Genomic DNA, 20,730 nt, shown 5'->3' with positions numbered 1-20,730 from the left:
GGAGATAACGTATGGGTATGCCTTTGAAACCTTATAAATTGAAATTTTCCACAACCGATGCCCTTATCCTCGTGGCTGCCGTTTTATTTTTTCCGCTAGCTATGGTGCTGGCCGCCATTCGAATGATTGCCACCCAGCGACGAAACAGCTGCAAGGGGAGAAATTACAGGCTCTTGGGCTGGGTATTGCTAATTACGTTTATGGTCCTTGAGTTTTTGATGATCGTCGGCAGCACCGGCACCGGGGAGACCGGGAGTCTTACGGAAGTCACGATCTTCTTGGGAATCGTTTTTCTGCTTCCGGCAGTCATTTTGTTCGTGATCGGACACAAGCGGGACCAAAGCTTCGGAATGCTGATCGAGGTTTATACGGATGCCATCGTGCGAAGGAGGCTGTTCCATATCCCGTACATTGCCCAGGCGGTTAGGCAGGGACCGGAGCAGGTGATCCGGGATTTGAATGATATGTTTCGCATGCATTTGCTCCCCCATGGACGGATCGAGAACGGCGTCGTGAAAATCCCGTCCTTGCGGAGCCGGGAAGACTTCAGCGAAACCAGTGGTGCACAGAGCCTTGATGAGCAGCTGAACTCGGTCCTGAATCAAGCAGCCGTGATTTTGACGGCAGAGCGGACGGAGACACCGGAAGAGGACGGCCCGTATTGGATAGAATGCCCCGGATGCGGTGCGAAATCGTCCGTGGCCCGCGGCGAGCACAAGGAGTGCGACTATTGCGGCACGCTGCTGAGGCACAGCAGGATCGGGTAGACGGAGGGTTCGAAAAAGGGGGATCTGCCCAAGCCCCTTCTAAAGCACTGGTCGCCTTGATCGAGTGGCCCCAAGCGTGTAAGGATAAAAGCCGGCCTGCGCGACAAGTCCCTTTTAGGGACTTGTTTGCTACTGTGGCGCTGGATTGGGCGCGACAAGTCCCTTTTTGCAGCTAGAATAAAAAGTGGACACCCCTTAGTGATAAAACGATAATGAAACAAAGCAGACGAGAGGGTGTCAAAAAAAATGAGTGGCAATAGACAACATTACAACGAGACATTTAAGCGTGAAACCGTAAAGTACGTGCAAGAACAGTTTAAGACGCTGGAGCAGATCGCCGATGAGTTGAACATTAATCCAGGCACATTACGCAACTGGGTCAAAAAGTATCGAACATTCGAGCACGAGCCTGTCAATCATGGGGAAACCTTACGTCAGCAAACCCAACTTATCGAAGATCAGAAACGCGAAATTGATGATTTGAGAGAAGAAATTGCGATCCTAAAAAAGGCCATGCACATCTTCAGCAAAGAAAAGAACTAAGGTTCCAGTTTATCGAAGATCATCGCTCCGAGTTTCGATTGGAGAAGATGTGCGTTCTCTTTCACGTGTCTCGGAGCGGTTATTACAAATGGCGTACCTCTGAAGCTTCTGAACGGGAAAAACGTAAGGCAACGCTGGCTGAACGTGTGAAATGGCACTTCTATGACTCCGATGAAACCTACGGCAGTCCCCGAATACGAAACGAGCTGGTGAAGGAAGGATGGACGGTATCGGAACGTACGGTGGGCCTCATTATGCGCGAACATGGCCTTCGTTCATGCATGGCCCGTAAGTTCCGAGTGGTTACGACCGATTCCAAGCATGATCTCCCGATTGCCCCTAACGTGTTGGAACAAAATTTCAAAGCCACAAAGCCCAACGAAAAGTGGGTCGCTGACATCACGTACATCCCCTGCCGCCAAGGGAAACTCTACCTTGCGAGCATCCTGGATCTGTACACCAAACAAATCGTCGGTTGGAAGCTAAGCGATCGGATGACCACAAACCTTACCCTCGATGCCCTAAAGATGGCGTATGCTGCTAAGAAGCCTCCGAAGGGATTGATTCACCATTCCGACCGCGGTTCGCAATATGCCGCTAAAGAGTACCGTGAACAGTTGAAGCAATTTAACATGAAGCCCAGTATGAGCCGCAAAGGAAACTGCTACGACAACGCCTGTATTGAAGCGTTTCACAGTATCCTAAAGCGAGAATTCATTTACAGCAAACCTAAGTTTAAAACAAAAGAGGAAGCCGGGCAGAAGCTGTACCGTTACCTTGAATTTTTTTACAACCGAAAACGTTCTAACAGTACGATTGGGTATATGTCCCCGGTGCGTTTTGAGCAGTGCTATTACGAGTACATAGCTTAGCTTAGAGGTGTCTACTTTCTTGACAGAAGAGCATTTAGGGACTTGTTTGCTACTGTGGCGCTGGATTGGGCGCGACAAGTCCCTTTTAGGGACTTGTTTGCTATTTCAGCGCTGGATTGGGCGTGACAAGTCCCTTTTAGGGACTTGTTTGCTTCTTCAGCGCCGGATTGGGCGCCACAAGTCCCTTTTAGGGACATGTTTGCTGTCGCGGGCCCGAGTACTTCATTCTCAACTTTAAGCGTAGTATGGGCGTTTTTTCTTCGCTAAATTTACAATTTTACAGGGTTAACGATGAGTTCCTATAAAATTTGCGATATAGTATAGGTTATAGCCTGGACATGAAGATGCTGCCAACGCGAAAAAAGGGACATTTATGTATTGCCCTTGCCCGATATATCCAGTATAATGTCCACTATACGAAAACAGTAGTCTTTGAGGAGAGGACGTTTTGTGAAGGAACGCTATTATTTGGTCCGGGAAGACATCCTTCCCGAAGCTGTGGTCAAAACGATGCAGGTGAAGAAGCTGCTGGCCTCCGGCGACGTCAAGACGGTCCATGAAGCTGTTGAGCAGGTAGGGCTTAGCCGCAGCGCCTTTTATAAGTATAAGGATGGCATCCATCCGATCAATCAGCTGGAGCGGGATGAAATTGTCACCATATCGATTGATATGGAGCACCGTTCGGGGATGCTGTCAGAGGTGCTTGGATTGGTTGCCGGTGAAGGCGGCAATGTGCTGACCATCCACCAGAGCATTCCTTTACAGGGGATCGCAAACGTGGTGATCTCTGTTGAGGTCTCCCGTTTGATTGAAGAGCTCGACGATTTGTTGGACGGTCTGCGCCGGATCACCGGCGTACGCAAAGTACAGATGATCGGGCAAGGATAATTCGTTTCATAAGTTAAGTAAATCGCTTATTGTGATGGGATACGGGAGGTAATTGTAGGAATGAAGCCGGTGAAGATAGGACTTTTAGGATTGGGAACAGTAGGAACTGGGGTTGTGCGAATTGTAGAAGGTCATCAGGAGGATCTGAGCAGCCAGGTCGGATCACCGATCGTGATCGAGCGGATTGCGGTGAAGCATCTGGAGAAATACCGCAGCGTCAGTGTGGATCAGAGCAAGCTGACGGAGGATCCGTGGGAAGTGATCCGGGATCCGGAGATTGATGTCATTGTGGAAGTTATGGGCGGCATCGATCAGACGAAGACGTACATTTTGGAAGCGCTGGACCGCGGCAAGCATATCGTGACGGCGAATAAGGATCTGATGGCTCTGCACGGCGCCGAGATTTTGGCAAAAGCGCAAGAGAAGCAGTGCGATGTATTCTATGAGGCAAGCGTAGCCGGCGGTATTCCGATTATCCGGACGCTGATTGAAGGCTTCTCATCGGACCGCATTATGAAGATTATGGGGATCGTGAACGGTACGACCAATTATATTTTGACGAAAATGAGCCAGGAGGGCGCATCCTTCGAGGACGTACTGGCTGAAGCGCAGGCGCTCGGCTATGCGGAGGCAGACCCGACCTCAGATGTGGAGGGCCTGGATGCGGCACGCAAGATGGCGATTCTCGGAACGCTTGGTTTCCGGACGAATGTCGAGCTGCAGGATGTATCGGTCAAGGGAATCTCTCAAGTAACCAAAGAAGACATTTCGTACGCCAAACGTCTGGGCTATGAGATGAAGCTGCTCGGCATCGCGGAGCGTCAGGACGACGAGGTCAGCATCAGCGTGCAGCCGACCATGGTACGCACGGGACATCCCATCGCAGCCGTTAACGGTGTTTTCAACGCCGTCTACGTCTATGGGGAAGCTGTAGGGGAGACAATGTTCTACGGTGCGGGTGCCGGCGAGATGCCGACGGCGACCTCCGTTGTGGCGGATCTGGTCGCGATCATCAAAAACTTGAAGCTTGGCGTGAATGGTCTGAAAGCGATCGTTCCGTATAAACAGAAGAAGCTTAAGACGGATGAGCAGATTTCGTATAAAAACTTCATTCTGCTGCATGTCGATGATAAAGCGGGAGTACTCGCCCAAATCACCCAAGTGTTTGCACAGCATGACGTAAGCCTGGAATCGGTCGTCCAGCAGCCGAATGACCAGAATCCGGATGCAGAGATCATCATCGTCACGCACCATGCGAGCAAGGCAAATATGGATAAGGTGCTGAATCATTTCGAGGGCCTGGAGGTTATTCGGCGGATCAAGAGCGTCTACCGCGTAGAAGGCTAACCCATAAGACCGCGAAGTGAGCATCAGAGCCGAGACTATATTTTTTCATAGAAAAGGAGATCATGAGAGATGCCGTACGAAGGACTGCTTCAAACTTATAAAGAATATTTACCCGTTAATGAACAAACCCCGCTGCTGACCCTTAAAGAGGGGAATACGCCCCTGATCCGCGCCGAAAACCTGTCGGAGGAGCTAGGAATCGATCTGCACTTTAAATTTGAAGGCCTGAATCCTACAGGCTCCTTTAAAGACCGGGGAATGGTGATGGCGGTAGCAAAGGCGATGGAGGAAGGCAGCCGCACCATTATGTGCGCCTCGACCGGCAATACCTCCGCTGCAGCGGCTGCTTATGCGGCGCGTGGCGGGTTGAACTGCATCGTTATTATCCCGAACAACAATATTGCCCTGGGCAAACTCGCACAGGCGATGATCTACGGCGCCAAAGTGATTGCCATCGACGGCAATTTTGACCGCGCACTGGAAATCGTCCGGGAGATCACGGCTAAGCATCCGATTACCCTCGTCAACTCCGTGAACCCGTACCGGATTGAAGGGCAGAAGACGGCTGCATTCGAAGTGGTTGATCAGTTGGGAAAAGCGCCGGACGTGCTGGCGATCCCGGTTGGGAATGCGGGCAATATCTCCGCATATTGGAAAGGCTTCAAGGAATACCATGCAGCCGGCAAAGCGGCTTCGCTTCCTAAAATGCTCGGCTTTGAGGCCGAAGGAGCCATGGCCATCGTGAAAGGCGAGCCGATTGCTAATCCGGAAACGGTCGCAACGGCAATCCGAATCGGCAATCCGGCCAGCTGGAAGACGGCGGTTGCTGCAGCCGAGGAGTCCCGCGGCCAGATTAACTATGTAACCGATGAGGAAATATTGGAAGCCTACCGCAAAATCGCGTCACGTGAAGGAATCTTTGCCGAGCCGGGATCCGCAGCTTCGATTGCAGGCGTATATAAAATGAAGCGGGAAGGATATTTTAAAGGCGGGGAATCCGTTGTCTGCGTTCTGACTGGACATGGATTGAAGGATCCGAACATCGCGATTTCAACCGTCAAATCGGAACCGCTGGTCGTATCCGATACGGAGTCCGCAGTCATGGAAGCCATCGCGAAGCTTGAAGGGGCTGCGCAGGTATGAGTTTGTCCCAAGGCGTAAGGGTGAAGGTTCCGGCCAGTACGGCCAACCTCGGTCCCGGATTTGATACGCTCGGCATGGCATTGTCACTATACTCCTGGATCGAGCTGAAGCCGGCTGATCGCACTGAATTTCATCTCTACGGGGACGAGATGAAGGGAGTGCCGGTCGACAAAAGCAATTTGATCTATAAAGTGGCGCAAATGGTGTTCGATGAAGCAGGAGAATCGGTTCCCGAGCTTGAAATATCGATGTATTCCGACATTCCGTTGGCCCGGGGACTCGGCAGCAGTGCTTCCGCCATCGTTGGCGCCTTATTCGCGGCCAATGCGTTGATCGGCTCTCCGTTGTCTGAGGCCAAGCTGTTCGATATGGCGACTGCCCTCGAGAAGCATCCGGACAACGTTGGCGCCTCGTTATTTGGCGGCATTATTACGGCGGTATGGGATGGAAAGCATGCGGATTATATCCGGATCGACCCGCCGGCCCGTCTCGGGACGGTGGTCGTCATTCCGGATTTCCACCTGGCCACGTCCAAAGCACGGGAGGCGCTGCCTGCCCAGGTCAATTTGGCCGATGCCGTATATAATATTAGTCGATCGTCCTTGATGACGGCTGCCCTGTCGGCAGGCCGCCTGGATCTTGTACGTGCAGCGATGCAGGACCGCATTCACCAGCCTTACCGGGCACCGCTCGTGCCCGGGATGCCGAGAATTCTGGCGGAAGCGCCTGATCAAGGCGCACTGGGGGTCGCGCTCAGCGGAGCAGGCCCGACGATCATCGCTTTCGTGGATCGTGACGATCGGCGTGTGGATGATCTCAAGGCTTACTTGGTGAAAGCGATGGAGGCCGAAGGCATTTCGGCCTCGTGCTTCTGTCTGGACCCGGCAGCCGAGGGCGTCCGGACGATGGACGACATCAACAACAGATCCTTTTTGGATATGATTAGAGGGGAAGTTACCGCATGAAAAAAATAGCCTTGTTGCCCTCAGGATCGGTATCTCATGAAGCGATACGATATCTTCTTGGCGATCAGCCTGTCGAGCTGGTCCACTACAAACTGATCTCTGATGTGTTCATGTCTACGGTCGAAGGCAAGAGTGATTATAGCGTCATTCCGATTGAGAATACGATTGAGGGCTCTGTAAGCCTCCATATGGATTGGCTTGTCAATGAGGTGGATATGCCGATGCAGGTGGAGTGGGTGTATCCGTCGATTCAAAATTTGATCGGCAATGCTTCGGAATTCCGCGGACCCGATGGAATGATGGATTTCAGCAAGATTACGAAAATCTGGTCCCATCAGGTTGCGACTGCCCAGTGCCGCCAATTCCTGGCCAAAGCAGCCCCTCAGGCGGAGCTTGAACAGGTTGGCAGCACGTCCGAAGGCGTTAAAATCGTAAAAGAAAATCCGGGCAAAGGGTGGGCGGCCATCGGAACATCCCTCGGTGCAGCGGAGCATGGATTGGATCTGCTCGCAGAGCGGATTACGGATCACGACAACAATTACACCCGGTTCGTGCTGATCGGCCATGAGCCGATCGCCATTGACCGTTCACCGGAGCATGTCAAGACGAGCATTCTGGTTACGCTGCCGGAAGATGTGCCGGGTGCGCTGCATCAGGTGCTTTCGGCATTTGCGTGGAGACGGCTGAACCTGACCCGAATCGAATCCAGGCCGACCAAGAAAAAGCTCGGCAACTATTATTTCTATATTGATGTAATGGCTCCGGCCGATTCCGTTCTGTTGACGGCCGCCATGGGAGAAATCGAAGCGCTCGGATGCCAAGTCCGCACGCTTGGATCGTATCCGGGTTACGCCTACGAAAGCGAGAAATTGGGGGTAAAGTAAATGTCTGAGCAATGGATCTATTTAGACGGAGAATTTGTCACGAAAGAGAATGCGAAAGTTTCGGTATTTGATCACGGCTTCCTGTACGGGGACGGCATTTTCGAAGGCATCCGGATTTATAACGGCAACATCTTCAAATGCAAAGAGCATTTGGACCGTTTATACGATTCGGCCAAGTCTATCGATCTAGTTATTCCATTGGCCTACGATGAGCTGCTGGAGGCAATGGCGGAGACGATTCGCCGCAACGATATGAGAGACGGCTACATCCGCCTCGTCGTGTCGCGCGGTGCCGGCAATCTGGGGCTTGATCCACGTCGCTGCCCGAAACCGACGGTGTTGATCATTGTCGAACAGTTGGCAATCTATTCTGAGGAAGCTTATTTGAACGGCTTGCGGGCGGTTTCTGTGGCCCAGCGCAGAAACATTCCGGATGCGCTCAATCCGAAGATCAAGTCGCTGAACTATTTGAACAACATCCTCGTTAAGATCCAGTCAAACTTCGCAGGGGCCGATGAAGCCATTATGATGAACGCTCAAGGGTATGTTACGGAGGGTTCGGGAGACAATATTTTTATCGTGAAAAATGGTGTCGTCACAACGCCGCCTTGTTACCTGGGCGCACTTGAAGGCATTACGCGCCAGGCGATTATCGAGCTGTGCGGCAAGCTTGACATTCCGCTTAAGGAAGAGCCTTTCAGCATGCATGATGTGTATATCGCCGACGAGGTATTTTTCACAGGTACGGCCGCCGAGGTCATCGCTGCACGCGAAATTGACGGGCGCACCATCGGAAAAGGGCAAGCGGGTCCGATTACGCTCCGATTGCTTGAAGAATTCCGGAAAATCGTTGAGATTGACGGGTATAAAGTTTGGGAATCCTAAAGATTACGGACAAGTAAATCAAGCTTATTGAACAATCCTTTCATGTCGATGAAAGGATTTTTTTTGTATCGAGGGATGTCAATCGCCCATTTCTTGCATAGGATGTAGTAACGAACACGGGCGAATAACCATGACGCCTAGAAGAGTGTAGGAGGTTTTAGCGGCGTGAAGATACACATCGTCAAGGAAGGCGACACCCTATATGAGCTGTCCAAAAAATTTGACGTACCGTTAACGAAGATCATCGTTGCCAACCCGCAGCTGGTCGATCCGAATAAGCTTGATGTCGGGGCTAAAATTAAAATTCCGACAGAGCCCGTTCCGGTACCTGGCGGCAGCCAGCCAATTATCCATAAGCACACGGTAAAGCAAGGGGATTCTCTATGGAAGCTGTCCAAAGCTTGGGGAGTGACCCTGAAAGAAATTATCGATGCCAACCCGCAGCTTAAAAATCCGAATGCCCTTTTGGTGGGAGAGATTGTGAACATCCCGTCATCTGGCATTTATACGGAGACGGGGGACAGCGATGGCGTAACGATGAGTGCTGAAATGGCTCCAGGCAAAAAGAAGCCGGGCAGCAAGGATTACACGGGCGTCAAAGAAGAAATTACCCAGCCCGTACCGCAGCCGCCGGTGGCCCCGCCACAGCCAATGCCAGAGCCGCCTGTGTTACCGAAGCTACCGGAGATTGCGCCTCTGCCGGAGGAGCCTAAAAAGGTAGAGCCGGAGTACAAACCGGAGATTAAGCCCGAGATTAAGCCCGAGTACAAACCTGAGATTAAACTCGAGTATAAACCGGAGATTAAACCCGAATTTAAACTAGAATACAAACCGGAGTATAAGCCAGAGTTCAAGCCAGAATTTAAACCGGAGTATAAACCGGAATACAAACCGGAATACAAACCGGAATACAAACCGGAATACAAACCGGAATACAAACCTTTTGAGCCGGAGCAAATGTATCCGTTAAAGACAATGCCAATGCCGCATCCGGTTCTTCCGGTCGATGAACCATGCCCGAAGGTTGCTGATTTCCATGTCCAACCTTTCATGCATCCATGTCCGGAGTTTCCGATTCACCATGTTCCGGATCATCCATGTCTTGGTCCGTACCAACATCACCATCATCATGGATATCATGAGCCTCAGTTTACGATGCCGCAATACGGTTATCCGGAATCCCCATGCGGGTGCCATGAACCGGTAAAATGGCAAGGAGAGAGCGTTCATCCATACTACCACGTGCCACAGCCGGCCGTTCCGGCGTCCTATGGAGAAGCTTGGGGAAATGCAGCGGGAGGTTATCCGGGATTGTCCGGGGACTCGGTTGGGATGGAGTATTCCCAGGTATCCGTTTCCGAGTCCTATACGGCAGGAGTTACTTCTAACTATATGCCGTACTCGGAACATCACGGGATTTCGCCGCTTGGCTACGCCTCTTCACCTTGCGGCTGTCAGGGCGGAGAAGTTAGTCCTTTTTACGGTATGCCTCAAAGTTATCCATATGCTAACCAGGGCGCATCGGAGAATGCAATGCCTTATAATTGGCAGCATGGTGCCATGAATTCGTCGGGTGCCTACAGCGTTCCTTCGGCACCGATTGGAGGTTTCGGCGCAAATCCATCATTCATGAACCCTTATGAACAGATGTGGATAGACCGTCAAAATGAAGAACAAGGAGTAGGAATTGCTTCAAGCTTTACGGAAGATGCATCTCCAACGAATCATTCAGTTGAAGAGAGCGATCAGGAAGCTGAAATTCGTGACGCTGCAATTGAAGAGAATAGTAAGACGGCCAAGGCAAAGGTTCATCGTCAGACGGGGGGGAAAGCCTCCAGAACTGCAGCCAAGAAAACACGGAAGCCGCAGTCGGCAAAGAACAAACAGCAAAACCCATGGATAAAAGGATAAAGGTTTAGCGAAAAAATAAGGGGTAACAGCTTAGAGGTAAGTTGTGAGTGGTTTAGAGCCATGTTAGGATTTTTAGTAGAAGGGCGGCCGGTCACCGGCCGTCTTGTCTCATTATAGTAGGGATACAAAGCGTGGTAAAATATAGGGCGGAACGAGCTTTAAGTGCTTTGAAAGCCACTCTTTAATTAGTACAAGCTGCAATAATGGATTTGGAAAAAATTATGCATTGTTAAACAGTATTGATTCATGATATATTATAAATCTAGTCGCGAAACGAACGCCTTTGCGGCAGGGAAGAGGTCGATGAATAATTTTTGGTTTCGATTTTAAGAAATCAAAAAAACTTTAAAAAACCTCTTGCATTATCGAAATGAATATGATATATTATAAGAGTTGCTGATGCGAACGAGATTCGCCGGTAACGAAAAGGTTGATCTTTGAAAACTGAACAACGAGTGAGTAAAACGAACCGCTTCGGCGGGGAGTTACAATAGAGGATTGAACAAATTCTCGTCAGTTTTTCTAAATGAGCTTAATCGCTCTTTCAAGACTCACCAGATTTGATTCACTCATCCGAGTGGAACCCAAATCCGGCGAGGTCGATCGTCCTTCGGACGATCTTTATTGGAGAGTTTGATCCTGGCTCAGGACGAACGCTGGCGGCGTGCCTAATACATGCAAGTCGAGCGGACTAATGGTTTCCTTCGGGAAACCGTTGGTTAGCGGCGGACGGGTGAGTAACACGTAGGCAACCTGCCCTCAAGACTGGGATAACTACCGGAAACGGTAGCTAATACCGGATAATTAAACCTGCTGCATGGCGGGTTTATGAAAGGCGGAGCAATCTGTCACTTGAGGATGGGCCTGCGGCGCATTAGCTAGTTGGTGAGGTAACGGCTCACCAAGGCGACGATGCGTAGCCGACCTGAGAGGGTGAACGGCCACACTGGGACTGAGACACGGCCCAGACTCCTACGGGAGGCAGCAGTAGGGAATCTTCCGCAATGGGCGAAAGCCTGACGGAGCAACGCCGCGTGAGTGATGAAGGTTTTCGGATCGTAAAGCTCTGTTGCCAGGGAAGAACGTCTCATAGAGTAACTGCTATGAGAGTGACGGTACCTGAGAAGAAAGCCCCGGCTAACTACGTGCCAGCAGCCGCGGTAATACGTAGGGGGCAAGCGTTGTCCGGAATTATTGGGCGTAAAGCGCGCGCAGGCGGTTCTTTAAGTCTGGTGTTTAAACCCGAGGCTCAACTTCGGGACGCACTGGAAACTGGGGAACTTGAGTGCAGAAGAGGAGAGTGGAATTCCACGTGTAGCGGTGAAATGCGTAGATATGTGGAGGAACACCAGTGGCGAAGGCGACTCTCTGGGCTGTAACTGACGCTGAGGCGCGAAAGCGTGGGGAGCGAACAGGATTAGATACCCTGGTAGTCCACGCCGTAAACGATGAATGCTAGGTGTTAGGGGTTTCGATACCCTTGGTGCCGAAGTTAACACATTAAGCATTCCGCCTGGGGAGTACGGTCGCAAGACTGAAACTCAAAGGAATTGACGGGGACCCGCACAAGCAGTGGAGTATGTGGTTTAATTCGAAGCAACGCGAAGAACCTTACCAAGTCTTGACATCCCTCTGAATCCTCTAGAGATAGAGGCGGCCTTCGGGACAGAGGAGACAGGTGGTGCATGGTTGTCGTCAGCTCGTGTCGTGAGATGTTGGGTTAAGTCCCGCAACGAGCGCAACCCTTGATCTTAGTTGCCAGCACTTCGGGTGGGCACTCTAAGGTGACTGCCGGTGACAAACCGGAGGAAGGTGGGGATGACGTCAAATCATCATGCCCCTTATGACTTGGGCTACACACGTACTACAATGGCTGGTACAACGGGAAGCGAAGCCGCGAGGTGGAGCCAATCCTAAAAAGCCAGTCTCAGTTCGGATTGCAGGCTGCAACTCGCCTGCATGAAGTCGGAATTGCTAGTAATCGCGGATCAGCATGCCGCGGTGAATACGTTCCCGGGTCTTGTACACACCGCCCGTCACACCACGAGAGTTTACAACACCCGAAGTCGGTGGGGTAACCCTTACGGGAGCCAGCCGCCGAAGGTGGGGTAGATGATTGGGGTGAAGTCGTAACAAGGTAGCCGTATCGGAAGGTGCGGCTGGATCACCTCCTTTCTATGGAGAATCGTCTTCTGCAACGAAGACATTCAAATATGGCTGACCGCAAGGTCGCCGATTCCTTTGCGAAAGCAAAGAACCAAATCAGGTTTAGGCCTGTTGCTCACTCGTTGGTCAGTTTTGAGAGTTCAACCTCTCAAGCTTGTTGATTCCAGATCTTTCTTGTAGACAAGATCGCTGAGAATTGATAAGATATTATTCCGGTCGTTAAATGACCGAATGAATTTGATCCTTGAAAACTAGATAACGAAACGAATTTGCGTTTTAGAAATATCCTTTTAGCTGAACTTGTGTCAAAACAAGTTTCAATAAAAAAGTAGCACGCGAAGGTTTTGGGATCATCGATCCTTTGGGAGCTTGTTTCACCATTGAGTGGTTTTATCCAATCAGGAAACAAGCGGACAACAGAGCGATGAGCACAATAACCGGAGCATAAGGTTAAGCTACTAAGAGCACACGGAGGATGCCTAGGCGCTAGGAGCCGATGAAGGACGTGGCGAACAACGATACTGCCTCGGGGAGCTGTAAGCAAGCTTCGATCCGGGGATGTCCGAATGGGGAAACCCAGCTGGTGTAATAGCCAGTTACCCGTATCTGAATACATAGGATGCGAGGAGGCATACCCAGGGAACTGAAACATCTAAGTACCTGGAGGAAGAGAAAACAAGAGTGATTCCGTCAGTAGCGGCGAGCGAACGCGGAACAGCCTAAACCAGAGAGCTTGCTCTCTGGGGTTGTGGGACGTCTCACATGGAGTTACAAAGGTTTAGATTAGACGAACAGGTCTGGAAAGGCCGGCCATAGAAGGTAAAAGCCCTGTAATCGAAAATGTGAACCCTCCGAGACGGATCCCGAGTAGTGCGGGGCACGTGAAACCCCGTATGAATCCAGCAGGACCATCTGCTAAGGCTAAATACTCCCTAGCGACCGATAGTGAAGCAGTACCGTGAGGGAAAGGTGAAAAGCACCCCGGAAGGGGAGTGAAATAGAACCTGAAACCGTGTGCTTACAAGAAGTCAGAGCCCGATCTATGGGTGATGGCGTGCCTTTTGTAGAATGAACCGGCGAGTTACGTTCCCATGCAAGGTTAAGGCGAGAAGCCGTAGCCGCAGCGAAAGCGAGTCTGAATAGGGCGCTTTAGTATGTGGACGTAGACCCGAAACCGTGTGATCTACCCCTGTCCAGGGTGAAGGTGCGGTAACACGCACTGGAGGCCCGAACCCACGTACGTTGAAAAGTGCGGGGATGAGGTGGGGGTAGCGGAGAAATTCCAATCGAACTCGGAGATAGCTGGTTCTCCCCGAAATAGCTTTAGGGCTAGCCTCGGAAATTAGAGTCGTGGAGGTAGAGCACTGATTGGGTGCGGGGCCCGCAAGGGTTACCAAGCTCAGTCAAACTCCGAATGCCATAGACTTATATCCGGGAGTCAGACAGTGAGTGCTAAGATCCATTGTCAAAAGGGAAACAGCCCAGACCATCAGCTAAGGTCCCCAAGTGTGTGTTAAGTGGGAAAGGATGTGGAGTTGCACAGACAACCAGGATGTTGGCTTAGAAGCAGCCACCATTTAAAGAGTGCGTAATAGCTCACTGGTCGAGTGACTCTGCGCCGAAAATGTAACGGGGCTAAACACACCACCGAAGCTATGGCTTGAATCGACTTCACTGCTTCTTTGAGGTAGTGAGCCTGAGTTGAATATTTTTGTCAGACTTGAAATGAAATCAAGGATGACCAAATGCTCTCAGGGGTTAAACACACTTCGAAGGCGGAGTGAAGTCGATTCAGGGGTAGGGGAGCGTTGTATGCAGGTTGAAGGTGTACCGTAAGGAGCGCTGGACAGCATACAAGTGAGAATGCCGGTATGAGTAACGAAAAGATCAGTGAGAATCTGATCCGCCGAAAGCCCAAGGTTTCCTGAGGAAGGCTCGTCCGCTCAGGGTAAGTCGGGACCTAAGGCGAGGCCGAAAGGCGTAGTCGAAGGACAACAGGTTGAAATTCCTGTACCACCGTAAACCGTTATGAACGATGGGGTGACGCAGGAGGGTAGTGACGCGGACTGATGGATGTCCGTCCAAGCAGTGAGGCTGATGTGTAGGCAAATCCGCACATCGTAAGGCTGGGCTGTGATGGGGAGTGAAAATTACAGTAGCGAAGGTCATGATCTCACACTGCCAAGAAAAGCCTCTAGTCAGGTGAAGGTGCCCGTACCGCAAACCGACACAGGTAGGCGAGAAGAGAATTCTAAGGCGCGCGGAAGAACTCTCGTTAAGGAACTCGGCAAAATGACCCCGTAACTTCGGGAGAAGGGGTGCCTCGGTAGGGTGAATAGCCCGAGGGGGCCGCAGTGAAAAGGCCCAAGCGACTGTTTAGCAAAAACACAGGTCTGTGCGAAGCCGCAAGGCGAAGTATACGGGCTGACGCCTGCCCGGTGCTGGAAGGTTAAGGGGAGCGGTTAGGGGTTAAACCCGAAGCTGTGAACCGAAGCCCCAGTAAACGGCGGCCGTAACTATAACGGTCCTAAGGTAGCGAAATTCCTTGTCAGGTAAATTCTGACCCGCACGAATGGCGTAACGACTTGGGCGCTGTCTCAACGAGAGATCCGGTGAAATTTTAATACCTGTGAAGATGCAGGTTACCCGCGACAAGACGGAAAGACCCCATGGAGCTTTACTGCAGCTTGATATTGGATTTGGGTACGATCTGTACAGGATAGGTGGGAGCCTAAGAAGCATGAGCGCCAGCTTGTGTGGAGGCGACGTTGGGATACCACCCTGATCGTATCTAGGTTCTAACCTGGTACCGTGATCCGGTACGGGGACAGTGTCAGGCGGGCAGTTTGACTGGGGCGGTCGCCTCCTAAAGAGTAACGGAGGCGCCCCAAGGTTCCCTCAGAATGGTTGGAAATCATTCGAAGAGTGCAAAGGCATAAGGGAGCTTGACTGCGAGACCTACAAGTCGAGCAGGGACGAAAGTCGGGCTTAGTGATCCGGTGGTACCGCATGGAAGGGCCATCGCTCAACGGATAAAAGCTACCCTGGGGATAACAGGCTTATCTCCCCCAAGAGTCCACATCGACGGGGAGGTTTGGCACCTCGATGTCGGCTCATCGCATCCTGGGGCTGAAGTAGGTCCCAAGGGTTGGGCTGTTCGCCCATTAAAGCGGTACGCGAGCTGGGTTCAGAACGTCGTGAGACAGTTCGGTCCCTATCTGTCGTGGGCGTAGGAAATTTGAGAGGAGCTGTCCTTAGTACGAGAGGACCGGGATGGACGTACCGCTGGTGCACCAGTTGTTCCGCCAGGAGCATGGCTGGGTAGCTACGTACGGACGGGATAAGCGCTGAAAGCATCTAAGCGTGAAGCCCCCCTCAAGATGAGATTTCCCAGTATGTAAGACCCCTTGAAGACGACGAGGTAGATAGGTTGGAGGTGGAAGTGCAGCAATGCATGGAGCTGACCAATACTAATCGGTCGAGGGCTTATCCTAAAAGCTTTCTGAAAGAAAGCTCGCTACGGAAGCATGAACAAACACCCCAAAAAGTGAAGCGAAGCTTTGAAGCGGATGCCGAATACTTTTCGGGGACCCCGATCCAACATTCGGGAAATGCTACGGATTCTAATCAACGCAAAGACGTTTCGTATCTAGTTTTCAGGTGATCAAACCCGATTTGCAGGTGTACAAGCTGCACATGCAATGAAGATGATTACGGCATTTGGCGATGCCGCATCCTGAATTTAACGTTTGGTGGCGATGGCGGAAGGGTTCCACGCGTTCCCATACCGAACACGACCGTTAAGCCTTCCAGCGCCGATGGTACTTGGACCGAAGGGTCCCGGGAGAGTAGGACGCCGCCAAGCGGTACATATTCCCTGATAGCTCAGTTGGTAGAGCACTCGACTGTTAATCGAGTTGTCACAGGTTCGAGTCCTGTTCGGGGAGCCACTTATGGAGAGGTGTCCGAGTTGGCCGAAGGAGCACGATTGGAAATCGTGTAGGCGTCAAAAGCGTCTCGAGGGTTCGAATCCCTCTCTCTCCGCCAGCAAGGACTTTATATACGGCCCGTTGGTCAAGGGGTTAAGACACCTCCCTTTCACGGAGGTAACAGGGGTTCGAATCCCCTACGGGTCACCAACATGGAGGCTTAGCTCAGCTGGGAGAGCATCTGCCTTACAAGCAGAGGGTCGGGGGTTCGATCCCCTCAGCCTCCACCATTAAATATCCCCAAAAAGATAAAGCAAAGGCTTTACAAGTGGTTTTATTAGGGGAGCTTATACACAATGACGCGGGGTGGAGCAGTTCGGTAGCTCGTCGGGCTCATAACCCGAAGGTCGCAGGTTCAAATCCTGCCCCCGCAACCAATTATATCGCATTAGCGATCAAGCCTCATGGAACTGTGGTGTAGAGGCCTAACATGCCTGCCTGTCACGCAGGAGATCGCGGGTTCGAATCCCGTCAGTTCCGCCATTTTTAACAAATGGGAGCCATTAGCTCAGTTGGTAGAGCACCTGACTTTTAATCAGGGTGTCGAAGGTTCGAGTCCTTCATGGCTCACCAGTGTTACATAAATCTTGATATTGCGGACGTGGCTCAGCGGTAGAGCATCGCCTTGCCAAGGCGAGGGTCGCGGGTTCGATTCCCGTCGTCCGCTCCATTTGCGCCCTTAGCTCAGCTGGATAGAGCGTTTGACTACGAATCAAAAGGTCGGGAGTTCGAATCTCTCAGGGCGTGCCATTGATTGATGTGCGCATTCATCATGAATTAACTTAAATGATTATCCTTACGCCGGTGTGGCGGAATTGGCAGACGCGCGCGACTCAAAATCGTGAGGGAAACCGTGGGGGTTCGAGTCCCTTCACCGGCATTTTAAATAACGGGACGTAGCTCAGCTTGGTAGAGCACCTGGTTTGGGACCAGGGGGTCGCATGTTCAAATCGTGTCGTCCCGATTGAAGCAAGGACCATTTTCAGAATTTCTGAAGATGGTCCTTTTGTCGTTGCGCACTTTCGGTACAAGGGATGTCTGAATAATTTGGCAGCCTTGCGGTCACAATATGAAAAACATTGAATAGAAGGGGATAACCTTGAGTGTTTTTCAATTCCTAAGAAAAGTGTTCCGCAAACGACGGAGACGCTGGAGACGGGCCATCTGGTCCAGTTCGATCCTTGCAGCGGCCATGATCTTCATTTGGTCTGGCCAGACGCTGAAGGATCAAATGAATATGCTGCTCACCGATAGCCGCGGTGAAAAACCGCTCGCGCTCGAGACGATGCATTATTTGCAGATGGAAGAAGAGAAGCAAGAAGAGCGGACTTCCGAGCAGAGAAAGTTTATGCAGGAACTGAACGCATCAAAGGGGAAGAAGAAAGTACATCTGCGCACTACCTATGTATGCGGGGTGGAAGAGCAGAATATCGGGCGCCTGAATGCAGACGGCATCTATGAACTGATGAATAAAAACCCATTATGGCAGGGCCGCCTGGATGACAAAGGGGAAGTTTGGCTGGAGCAAACGGTATCCGATCTCTCCCCCAACTGCAAGAAGCAAGCGTACATGAGCGTGGATGCAAGCGGAAATTTAACTTTGTTTGAGGGACCTCCCGAAGAAGAGAAGGTTCTCCGCACCTTTTTCCAATTAGATATCGGTTCGATGGAGTCCTCCTTGCCAAAGGATGTCATCCAGCAGCTTCAGGAGGGGATCCGGATTCAGGATATGGATGAATACAACAGCGTCTTGTCGACGTTTAGTGATTATGCGCGGGATATGGCCGAAAATGTGATGAAGCCCAGCTCCTGAGCGAATCCGGACGAACCGGGTCGACCGTTTTTCGACAATGCCACATTTTTGCTGCTCTATTGTTACACCGCAACACCGCAACTGTCTGGTGCTGATCTGCACCAGGCAGTTTTTCTTTTTCAGTTGCGCGCAGCAGGCCATGCGGTCAAGAACGGAGCGCAATTTATCCGCCCACAAGCCTAATAGAAGCCTCCCTTAAAAAAGGAATCATAAGCTTAGGGAAACAATGTGAAAATAGGCACAAGAAAAGGTTCAAAGTTTTTCCTCAACTAAAGGTCGATCTTTTGTTATAATGGGAGAACGATACATATGTTCGCTTCATCAGAGGAGAGGTTAGTATTGCGTATTTTAGGCATTGACCCGGGGATTGCCATCGTTGGCTTCGGGTTTATTGATAAGACGGGGAGCAAGGTGTCGCCGGTGCAGTACGGCTGTATCCAGACCGAAGCGCATACGCCCGAAGAGGAAAGACTTCATCAGGTTTATGAGGGCATGCTGCAGTTGATTGATAAATATGAGCCGGAAGCCGTGGCTTTCGAGAAGCTTTTTTTTAACCGGAATGTAACGACGGCGATGACGGTATCCCAAGCAAGAGGCGTGCTCATTCTCGCAGCCGTTCAGCGGGGACTTCCCATTGCCGAGTACACGCCTATGCAGGTTAAGCAGGCGATTGTAGGCTATGGGAAGGCGGAGAAGAAACAGGTACAGGAGATGGTAAGGATGTACCTGAAGCTTGCGAGCATACCGAAGCCCGACGACGTGGCTGATGCGCTTGCTGTCGCTATATGTCACGCCCATTCCTATACGTTAAATTCCAGATTAAACGAGGTATTGAGAAAATGATTGATTTTTTACGTGGACAAGTCGTCCATCTCGAGAGTGAATATATCGTGCTGGATGTGCATGATGTAGGGTATCGCATCTTCTGCCCGAACCCGTATGCCTTCGCCAAAATGGAAGGAGTCGTCACGGTGTATACCCACCATCATGTACGCGAGGATGCGATTCTGCTGTTCGGCTTCCCGACACGGGAAGAGCAGCGGTTATTCCGCAAGCTCATCGAAGTATCCGGCATCGGCCCGCGGGTGGCGCTCGGAATATTGGGCGGCGGCTCGCCGGATCATGTGGTATCGGCCATCTACCAAGAGAATATTTCATTTCTGATCAAGCTGCCGGGGATCGGGAAGAAGACCGCCCAGCGCATGATTTTGGATCTGAAGGACAAGCTGGACGGCTTCAGCGATGCCGCTATGGCGACAGGACTGTTCGCCCTGCAGCAGGAGCAGCCGGAAGAAAGCGGTTCGGCTTGGACAGAAGCCCGCGAGGGGCTGAAGGCGCTCGGGTACACGGACAGCGAACTGGATAAAGTATGGCTGAAGATTAAGGATTCCATAGGCAGCGGAGAATCGGTCGATGTATTGATGAAACGGGCACTGCAGCAGCTGTATGCCGGTTAATAGCGTCGTCTGCAGGAGAGGAGTTTAACTTAAGATGGACGATCGAATTATTACTGCGAATTTAATGATGGAGGACCAGGCGGTAGAGCTCAGCCTGCGTCCCCGGTATTTGGCCGAATATATCGGACAAAATCAGGTAAAAGAGAATTTGAAAATCTATATCGAGGCAGCGAAGATGCGCAAGGAAGCGCTGGACCATGTGCTGCTGTACGGTCCCCCGGGACTGGGGAAAACGACCCTTGCGAACATTATCGCCAATGAGCTTGGCGTAAATCTGCGTACGACCTCGGGACCCGCCATCGAGCGTCCCGGCGATTTGGCTGCCCTTCTTACGAATCTGCAGGAGGGCGATGTTCTTTTTATCGACGAAATCCATCGGTTGCATCGGACGGTCGAGGAGGTCATGTATCCGGCAATGGAGGATTTTGCGCTGGACATCATGATCGGCAAAGGGCCGAGCGCACGCTCGGTCCGGCTGGATTTGCCGCCCTTCACGCTCATAGGCGCCACCACGAGAGCGGGATTGCTCTCCGCCCCGCTGCGCGATCGCTTCGGGGTTGTCAGCCGGCTGGAATTTTACACGGTGGATGAGCTAAGTTATATCGTGTCCCGCGGCGCGGACATTTTAGGTATCGAAATATTAGGGGATGCCGCAGAGGAAATTGCCCTTCGTTCGCGGGGGACGCCGCGGATTGCAAACCGGCTGCTGAAGCGCGTCCGCGATTTCGCACAGGTACGAGGCGACGGGATGATTACGACCGACATTGCAAAGGAAGCGCTGAGAATGCTGCAGATCGACCCGATGGGGCTTGATCTGATCGATCATAAAATGCTTCATGCCATGATCAAGAGCTTCCGCGGCGGGCCGGTCGGCCTGGATACGATCGCGGCTACGATCGGCGAAGAGAGCCAGACCATCGAGGACGTGTACGAGCCGTATCTGCTGCAGATCGGGTTCCTGCAGCGTACACCGCGGGGGCGGGTCGTGACACCGAACGCATACCATCATTTAGGCATCCCGGTTCCGGAGGATCGCCGTTAGAAGTTTTAAAAGGACAATAGCTTATCATTCTATCCTTACAGCTCCAGGAGGTTTGTAG

General features: G+C 51.6%; 14 protein-coding genes, 11 tRNA genes and 3 rRNA genes. All 28 read left to right on the top strand.

The genetic code is table 11. The annotated features are described in order from the left end of the window. The first annotated feature begins 17 nt into the window (after positions 1–17). The 28 genes from MKX76_RS15130 to ruvB all read left to right on the top strand — a co-directional run bounded on the left by MKX76_RS15130 (position 18) and on the right by ruvB (position 20,672). Entirely contained in the window at positions 18–767 is a 750-nt protein-coding gene (locus MKX76_RS15130; protein WP_341034085.1) for a hypothetical protein, read from the top strand. A 246-nt stretch (positions 768–1,013) separates the two neighbouring features. Then, positions 1,014–1,310, top strand: a complete 297-nt coding sequence (locus tag MKX76_RS15125; protein ID WP_341034084.1) for a transposase — start codon at positions 1,014–1,016, stop codon at positions 1,308–1,310. Between the two features lie 11 nt (positions 1,311–1,321). After that, the gene (locus MKX76_RS15120) at positions 1,322–2,182 is read left to right on the top strand and encodes an IS3 family transposase (protein ID WP_341035047.1); all 861 of its coding nucleotides are present in this window, start codon (positions 1,322–1,324) and stop codon (positions 2,180–2,182) included. 450 nt (positions 2,183–2,632) lie between these two features. Beyond that, complete coding sequence (locus MKX76_RS15115; protein ID WP_077569210.1) at positions 2,633–3,070, top strand: ACT domain-containing protein; 438 nt, start codon at positions 2,633–2,635, stop codon at positions 3,068–3,070. A 60-nt stretch (positions 3,071–3,130) separates the two neighbouring features. Beyond that, the gene (locus MKX76_RS15110) at positions 3,131–4,417 is read left to right on the top strand and encodes a homoserine dehydrogenase (RefSeq protein WP_007130710.1); all 1,287 of its coding nucleotides are present in this window, start codon (positions 3,131–3,133) and stop codon (positions 4,415–4,417) included. A 69-nt stretch (positions 4,418–4,486) separates the two neighbouring features. After that, complete coding sequence (gene thrC / locus MKX76_RS15105) at positions 4,487–5,560, top strand: threonine synthase (RefSeq protein WP_028407032.1); 1,074 nt, start codon at positions 4,487–4,489, stop codon at positions 5,558–5,560. Beyond that, entirely contained in the window at positions 5,557–6,525 is a 969-nt protein-coding gene (gene thrB, locus MKX76_RS15100; RefSeq protein WP_028407031.1) for a homoserine kinase, read from the top strand. Before thrC ends, thrB begins: the two co-directional genes overlap by 4 nt. Beyond that, positions 6,522–7,409, top strand: coding sequence for a prephenate dehydratase (pheA, locus tag MKX76_RS15095; protein WP_007130707.1), 888 nt, complete (start codon positions 6,522–6,524; stop codon positions 7,407–7,409). The genes thrB and pheA overlap by 4 nt, the downstream gene beginning before the upstream one ends. Then, positions 7,410–8,294, top strand: a complete 885-nt coding sequence (ilvE, locus tag MKX76_RS15090; RefSeq protein WP_007130706.1) for a branched-chain-amino-acid transaminase — start codon at positions 7,410–7,412, stop codon at positions 8,292–8,294. Positions 8,295–8,459: 165 nt separating this feature from the next. Further along, positions 8,460–10,205, top strand: a complete 1,746-nt coding sequence (locus MKX76_RS15085) for a LysM peptidoglycan-binding domain-containing protein (RefSeq protein ID WP_341034082.1) — start codon at positions 8,460–8,462, stop codon at positions 10,203–10,205. 621 nt (positions 10,206–10,826) lie between these two features. Continuing rightward, positions 10,827–12,380: ribosomal RNA gene (locus MKX76_RS15080) — 16S ribosomal RNA — on the top strand. A gap of 439 nt (positions 12,381–12,819) precedes the next feature. Further along, a 23S ribosomal RNA gene (locus MKX76_RS15075) occupies positions 12,820–15,865 on the top strand. Between the two features lie 254 nt (positions 15,866–16,119). Then, a 5S ribosomal RNA gene (rrf, locus tag MKX76_RS15070) occupies positions 16,120–16,236 on the top strand. The 16S, 23S and 5S rRNA genes sit together here with 11 tRNA genes alongside, the layout of an rRNA operon. Before the next feature lie 9 nt (positions 16,237–16,245). Continuing rightward, a tRNA-Asn gene (locus MKX76_RS15065) sits at positions 16,246–16,321 on the top strand. A gap of 5 nt (positions 16,322–16,326) precedes the next feature. Continuing rightward, positions 16,327–16,418 (top strand) — tRNA-Ser (locus MKX76_RS15060). Between the two features lie 17 nt (positions 16,419–16,435). Continuing rightward, a tRNA-Glu gene (locus MKX76_RS15055) sits at positions 16,436–16,510 on the top strand. Positions 16,511–16,514: 4 nt separating this feature from the next. Continuing rightward, positions 16,515–16,590 (top strand) — tRNA-Val (locus tag MKX76_RS15050). 70 nt (positions 16,591–16,660) lie between these two features. Further along, positions 16,661–16,737, top strand: a tRNA-Met gene (locus MKX76_RS15045). Between the two features lie 29 nt (positions 16,738–16,766). After that, positions 16,767–16,843: transfer RNA gene (locus MKX76_RS15040), tRNA-Asp, on the top strand. A 14-nt stretch (positions 16,844–16,857) separates the two neighbouring features. Next, positions 16,858–16,933 (top strand) — tRNA-Lys (locus MKX76_RS15035). A gap of 22 nt (positions 16,934–16,955) precedes the next feature. Then, positions 16,956–17,030 (top strand) — tRNA-Gly (locus MKX76_RS15030). A gap of 3 nt (positions 17,031–17,033) precedes the next feature. Beyond that, a tRNA-Arg gene (locus tag MKX76_RS15025) sits at positions 17,034–17,110 on the top strand. A gap of 50 nt (positions 17,111–17,160) precedes the next feature. Then, a tRNA-Leu gene (locus MKX76_RS15020) sits at positions 17,161–17,240 on the top strand. Between the two features lie 10 nt (positions 17,241–17,250). After that, positions 17,251–17,324: transfer RNA gene (locus tag MKX76_RS15015), tRNA-Pro, on the top strand. A gap of 135 nt (positions 17,325–17,459) precedes the next feature. After that, positions 17,460–18,173, top strand: a complete 714-nt coding sequence (locus MKX76_RS15010; RefSeq protein ID WP_007133158.1) for a BofC C-terminal domain-containing protein — start codon at positions 17,460–17,462, stop codon at positions 18,171–18,173. Positions 18,174–18,512: 339 nt separating this feature from the next. After that, a complete protein-coding gene (ruvC, locus tag MKX76_RS15005) occupies positions 18,513–19,016 on the top strand; it encodes a crossover junction endodeoxyribonuclease RuvC (RefSeq protein ID WP_028404989.1) in 504 nt (167 codons plus the stop codon). After that, positions 19,013–19,630, top strand: a complete 618-nt coding sequence (ruvA, locus tag MKX76_RS15000; RefSeq protein ID WP_007133161.1) for a Holliday junction branch migration protein RuvA — start codon at positions 19,013–19,015, stop codon at positions 19,628–19,630. Before ruvC ends, ruvA begins: the two co-directional genes overlap by 4 nt. Before the next feature lie 34 nt (positions 19,631–19,664). Beyond that, complete coding sequence (ruvB, locus tag MKX76_RS14995; protein ID WP_077569201.1) at positions 19,665–20,672, top strand: Holliday junction branch migration DNA helicase RuvB; 1,008 nt, start codon at positions 19,665–19,667, stop codon at positions 20,670–20,672. Positions 20,673–20,730: the final 58 nt, after the last annotated feature.

It is taken from the genome of Paenibacillus sp. FSL R5-0810 (genome assembly GCF_038002285.1).
Lineage (GTDB): Bacteria > Bacillota > Bacilli > Paenibacillales > Paenibacillaceae > Paenibacillus_AQ > Paenibacillus_AQ lactis.
Note: the sequence above shows the minus strand (reverse complement) of the source record. Positions and strands in the feature narration are given on the sequence as shown.

Bases quoted from the DNA above. Each gene is read 5' to 3' on its own strand.
- ilvE (WP_007130706.1), top strand. From the start codon at position 7,410: ATGTCTGAGCAATGGATCTATTTAGACGGAGAATTTGTCACGAAAGAG.
- ruvB (WP_077569201.1), top strand. From the start codon at position 19,665: ATGGACGATCGAATTATTACTGCGAATTTAATGATGGAGGACCAGGCG.
- MKX76_RS15110 (WP_007130710.1), top strand. From the start codon at position 3,131: ATGAAGCCGGTGAAGATAGGACTTTTAGGATTGGGAACAGTAGGAACT.
- thrB (WP_028407031.1), top strand. From the start codon at position 5,557: ATGAGTTTGTCCCAAGGCGTAAGGGTGAAGGTTCCGGCCAGTACGGCC.
- ruvA (WP_007133161.1), top strand. From the start codon at position 19,013: ATGATTGATTTTTTACGTGGACAAGTCGTCCATCTCGAGAGTGAATAT.
- pheA (WP_007130707.1), top strand. From the start codon at position 6,522: ATGAAAAAAATAGCCTTGTTGCCCTCAGGATCGGTATCTCATGAAGCG.
- MKX76_RS15125 (WP_341034084.1), top strand. From the start codon at position 1,014: ATGAGTGGCAATAGACAACATTACAACGAGACATTTAAGCGTGAAACC.
- thrC (WP_028407032.1), top strand. From the start codon at position 4,487: ATGCCGTACGAAGGACTGCTTCAAACTTATAAAGAATATTTACCCGTT.
- MKX76_RS15130 (WP_341034085.1), top strand. From the start codon at position 18: ATGCCTTTGAAACCTTATAAATTGAAATTTTCCACAACCGATGCCCTT.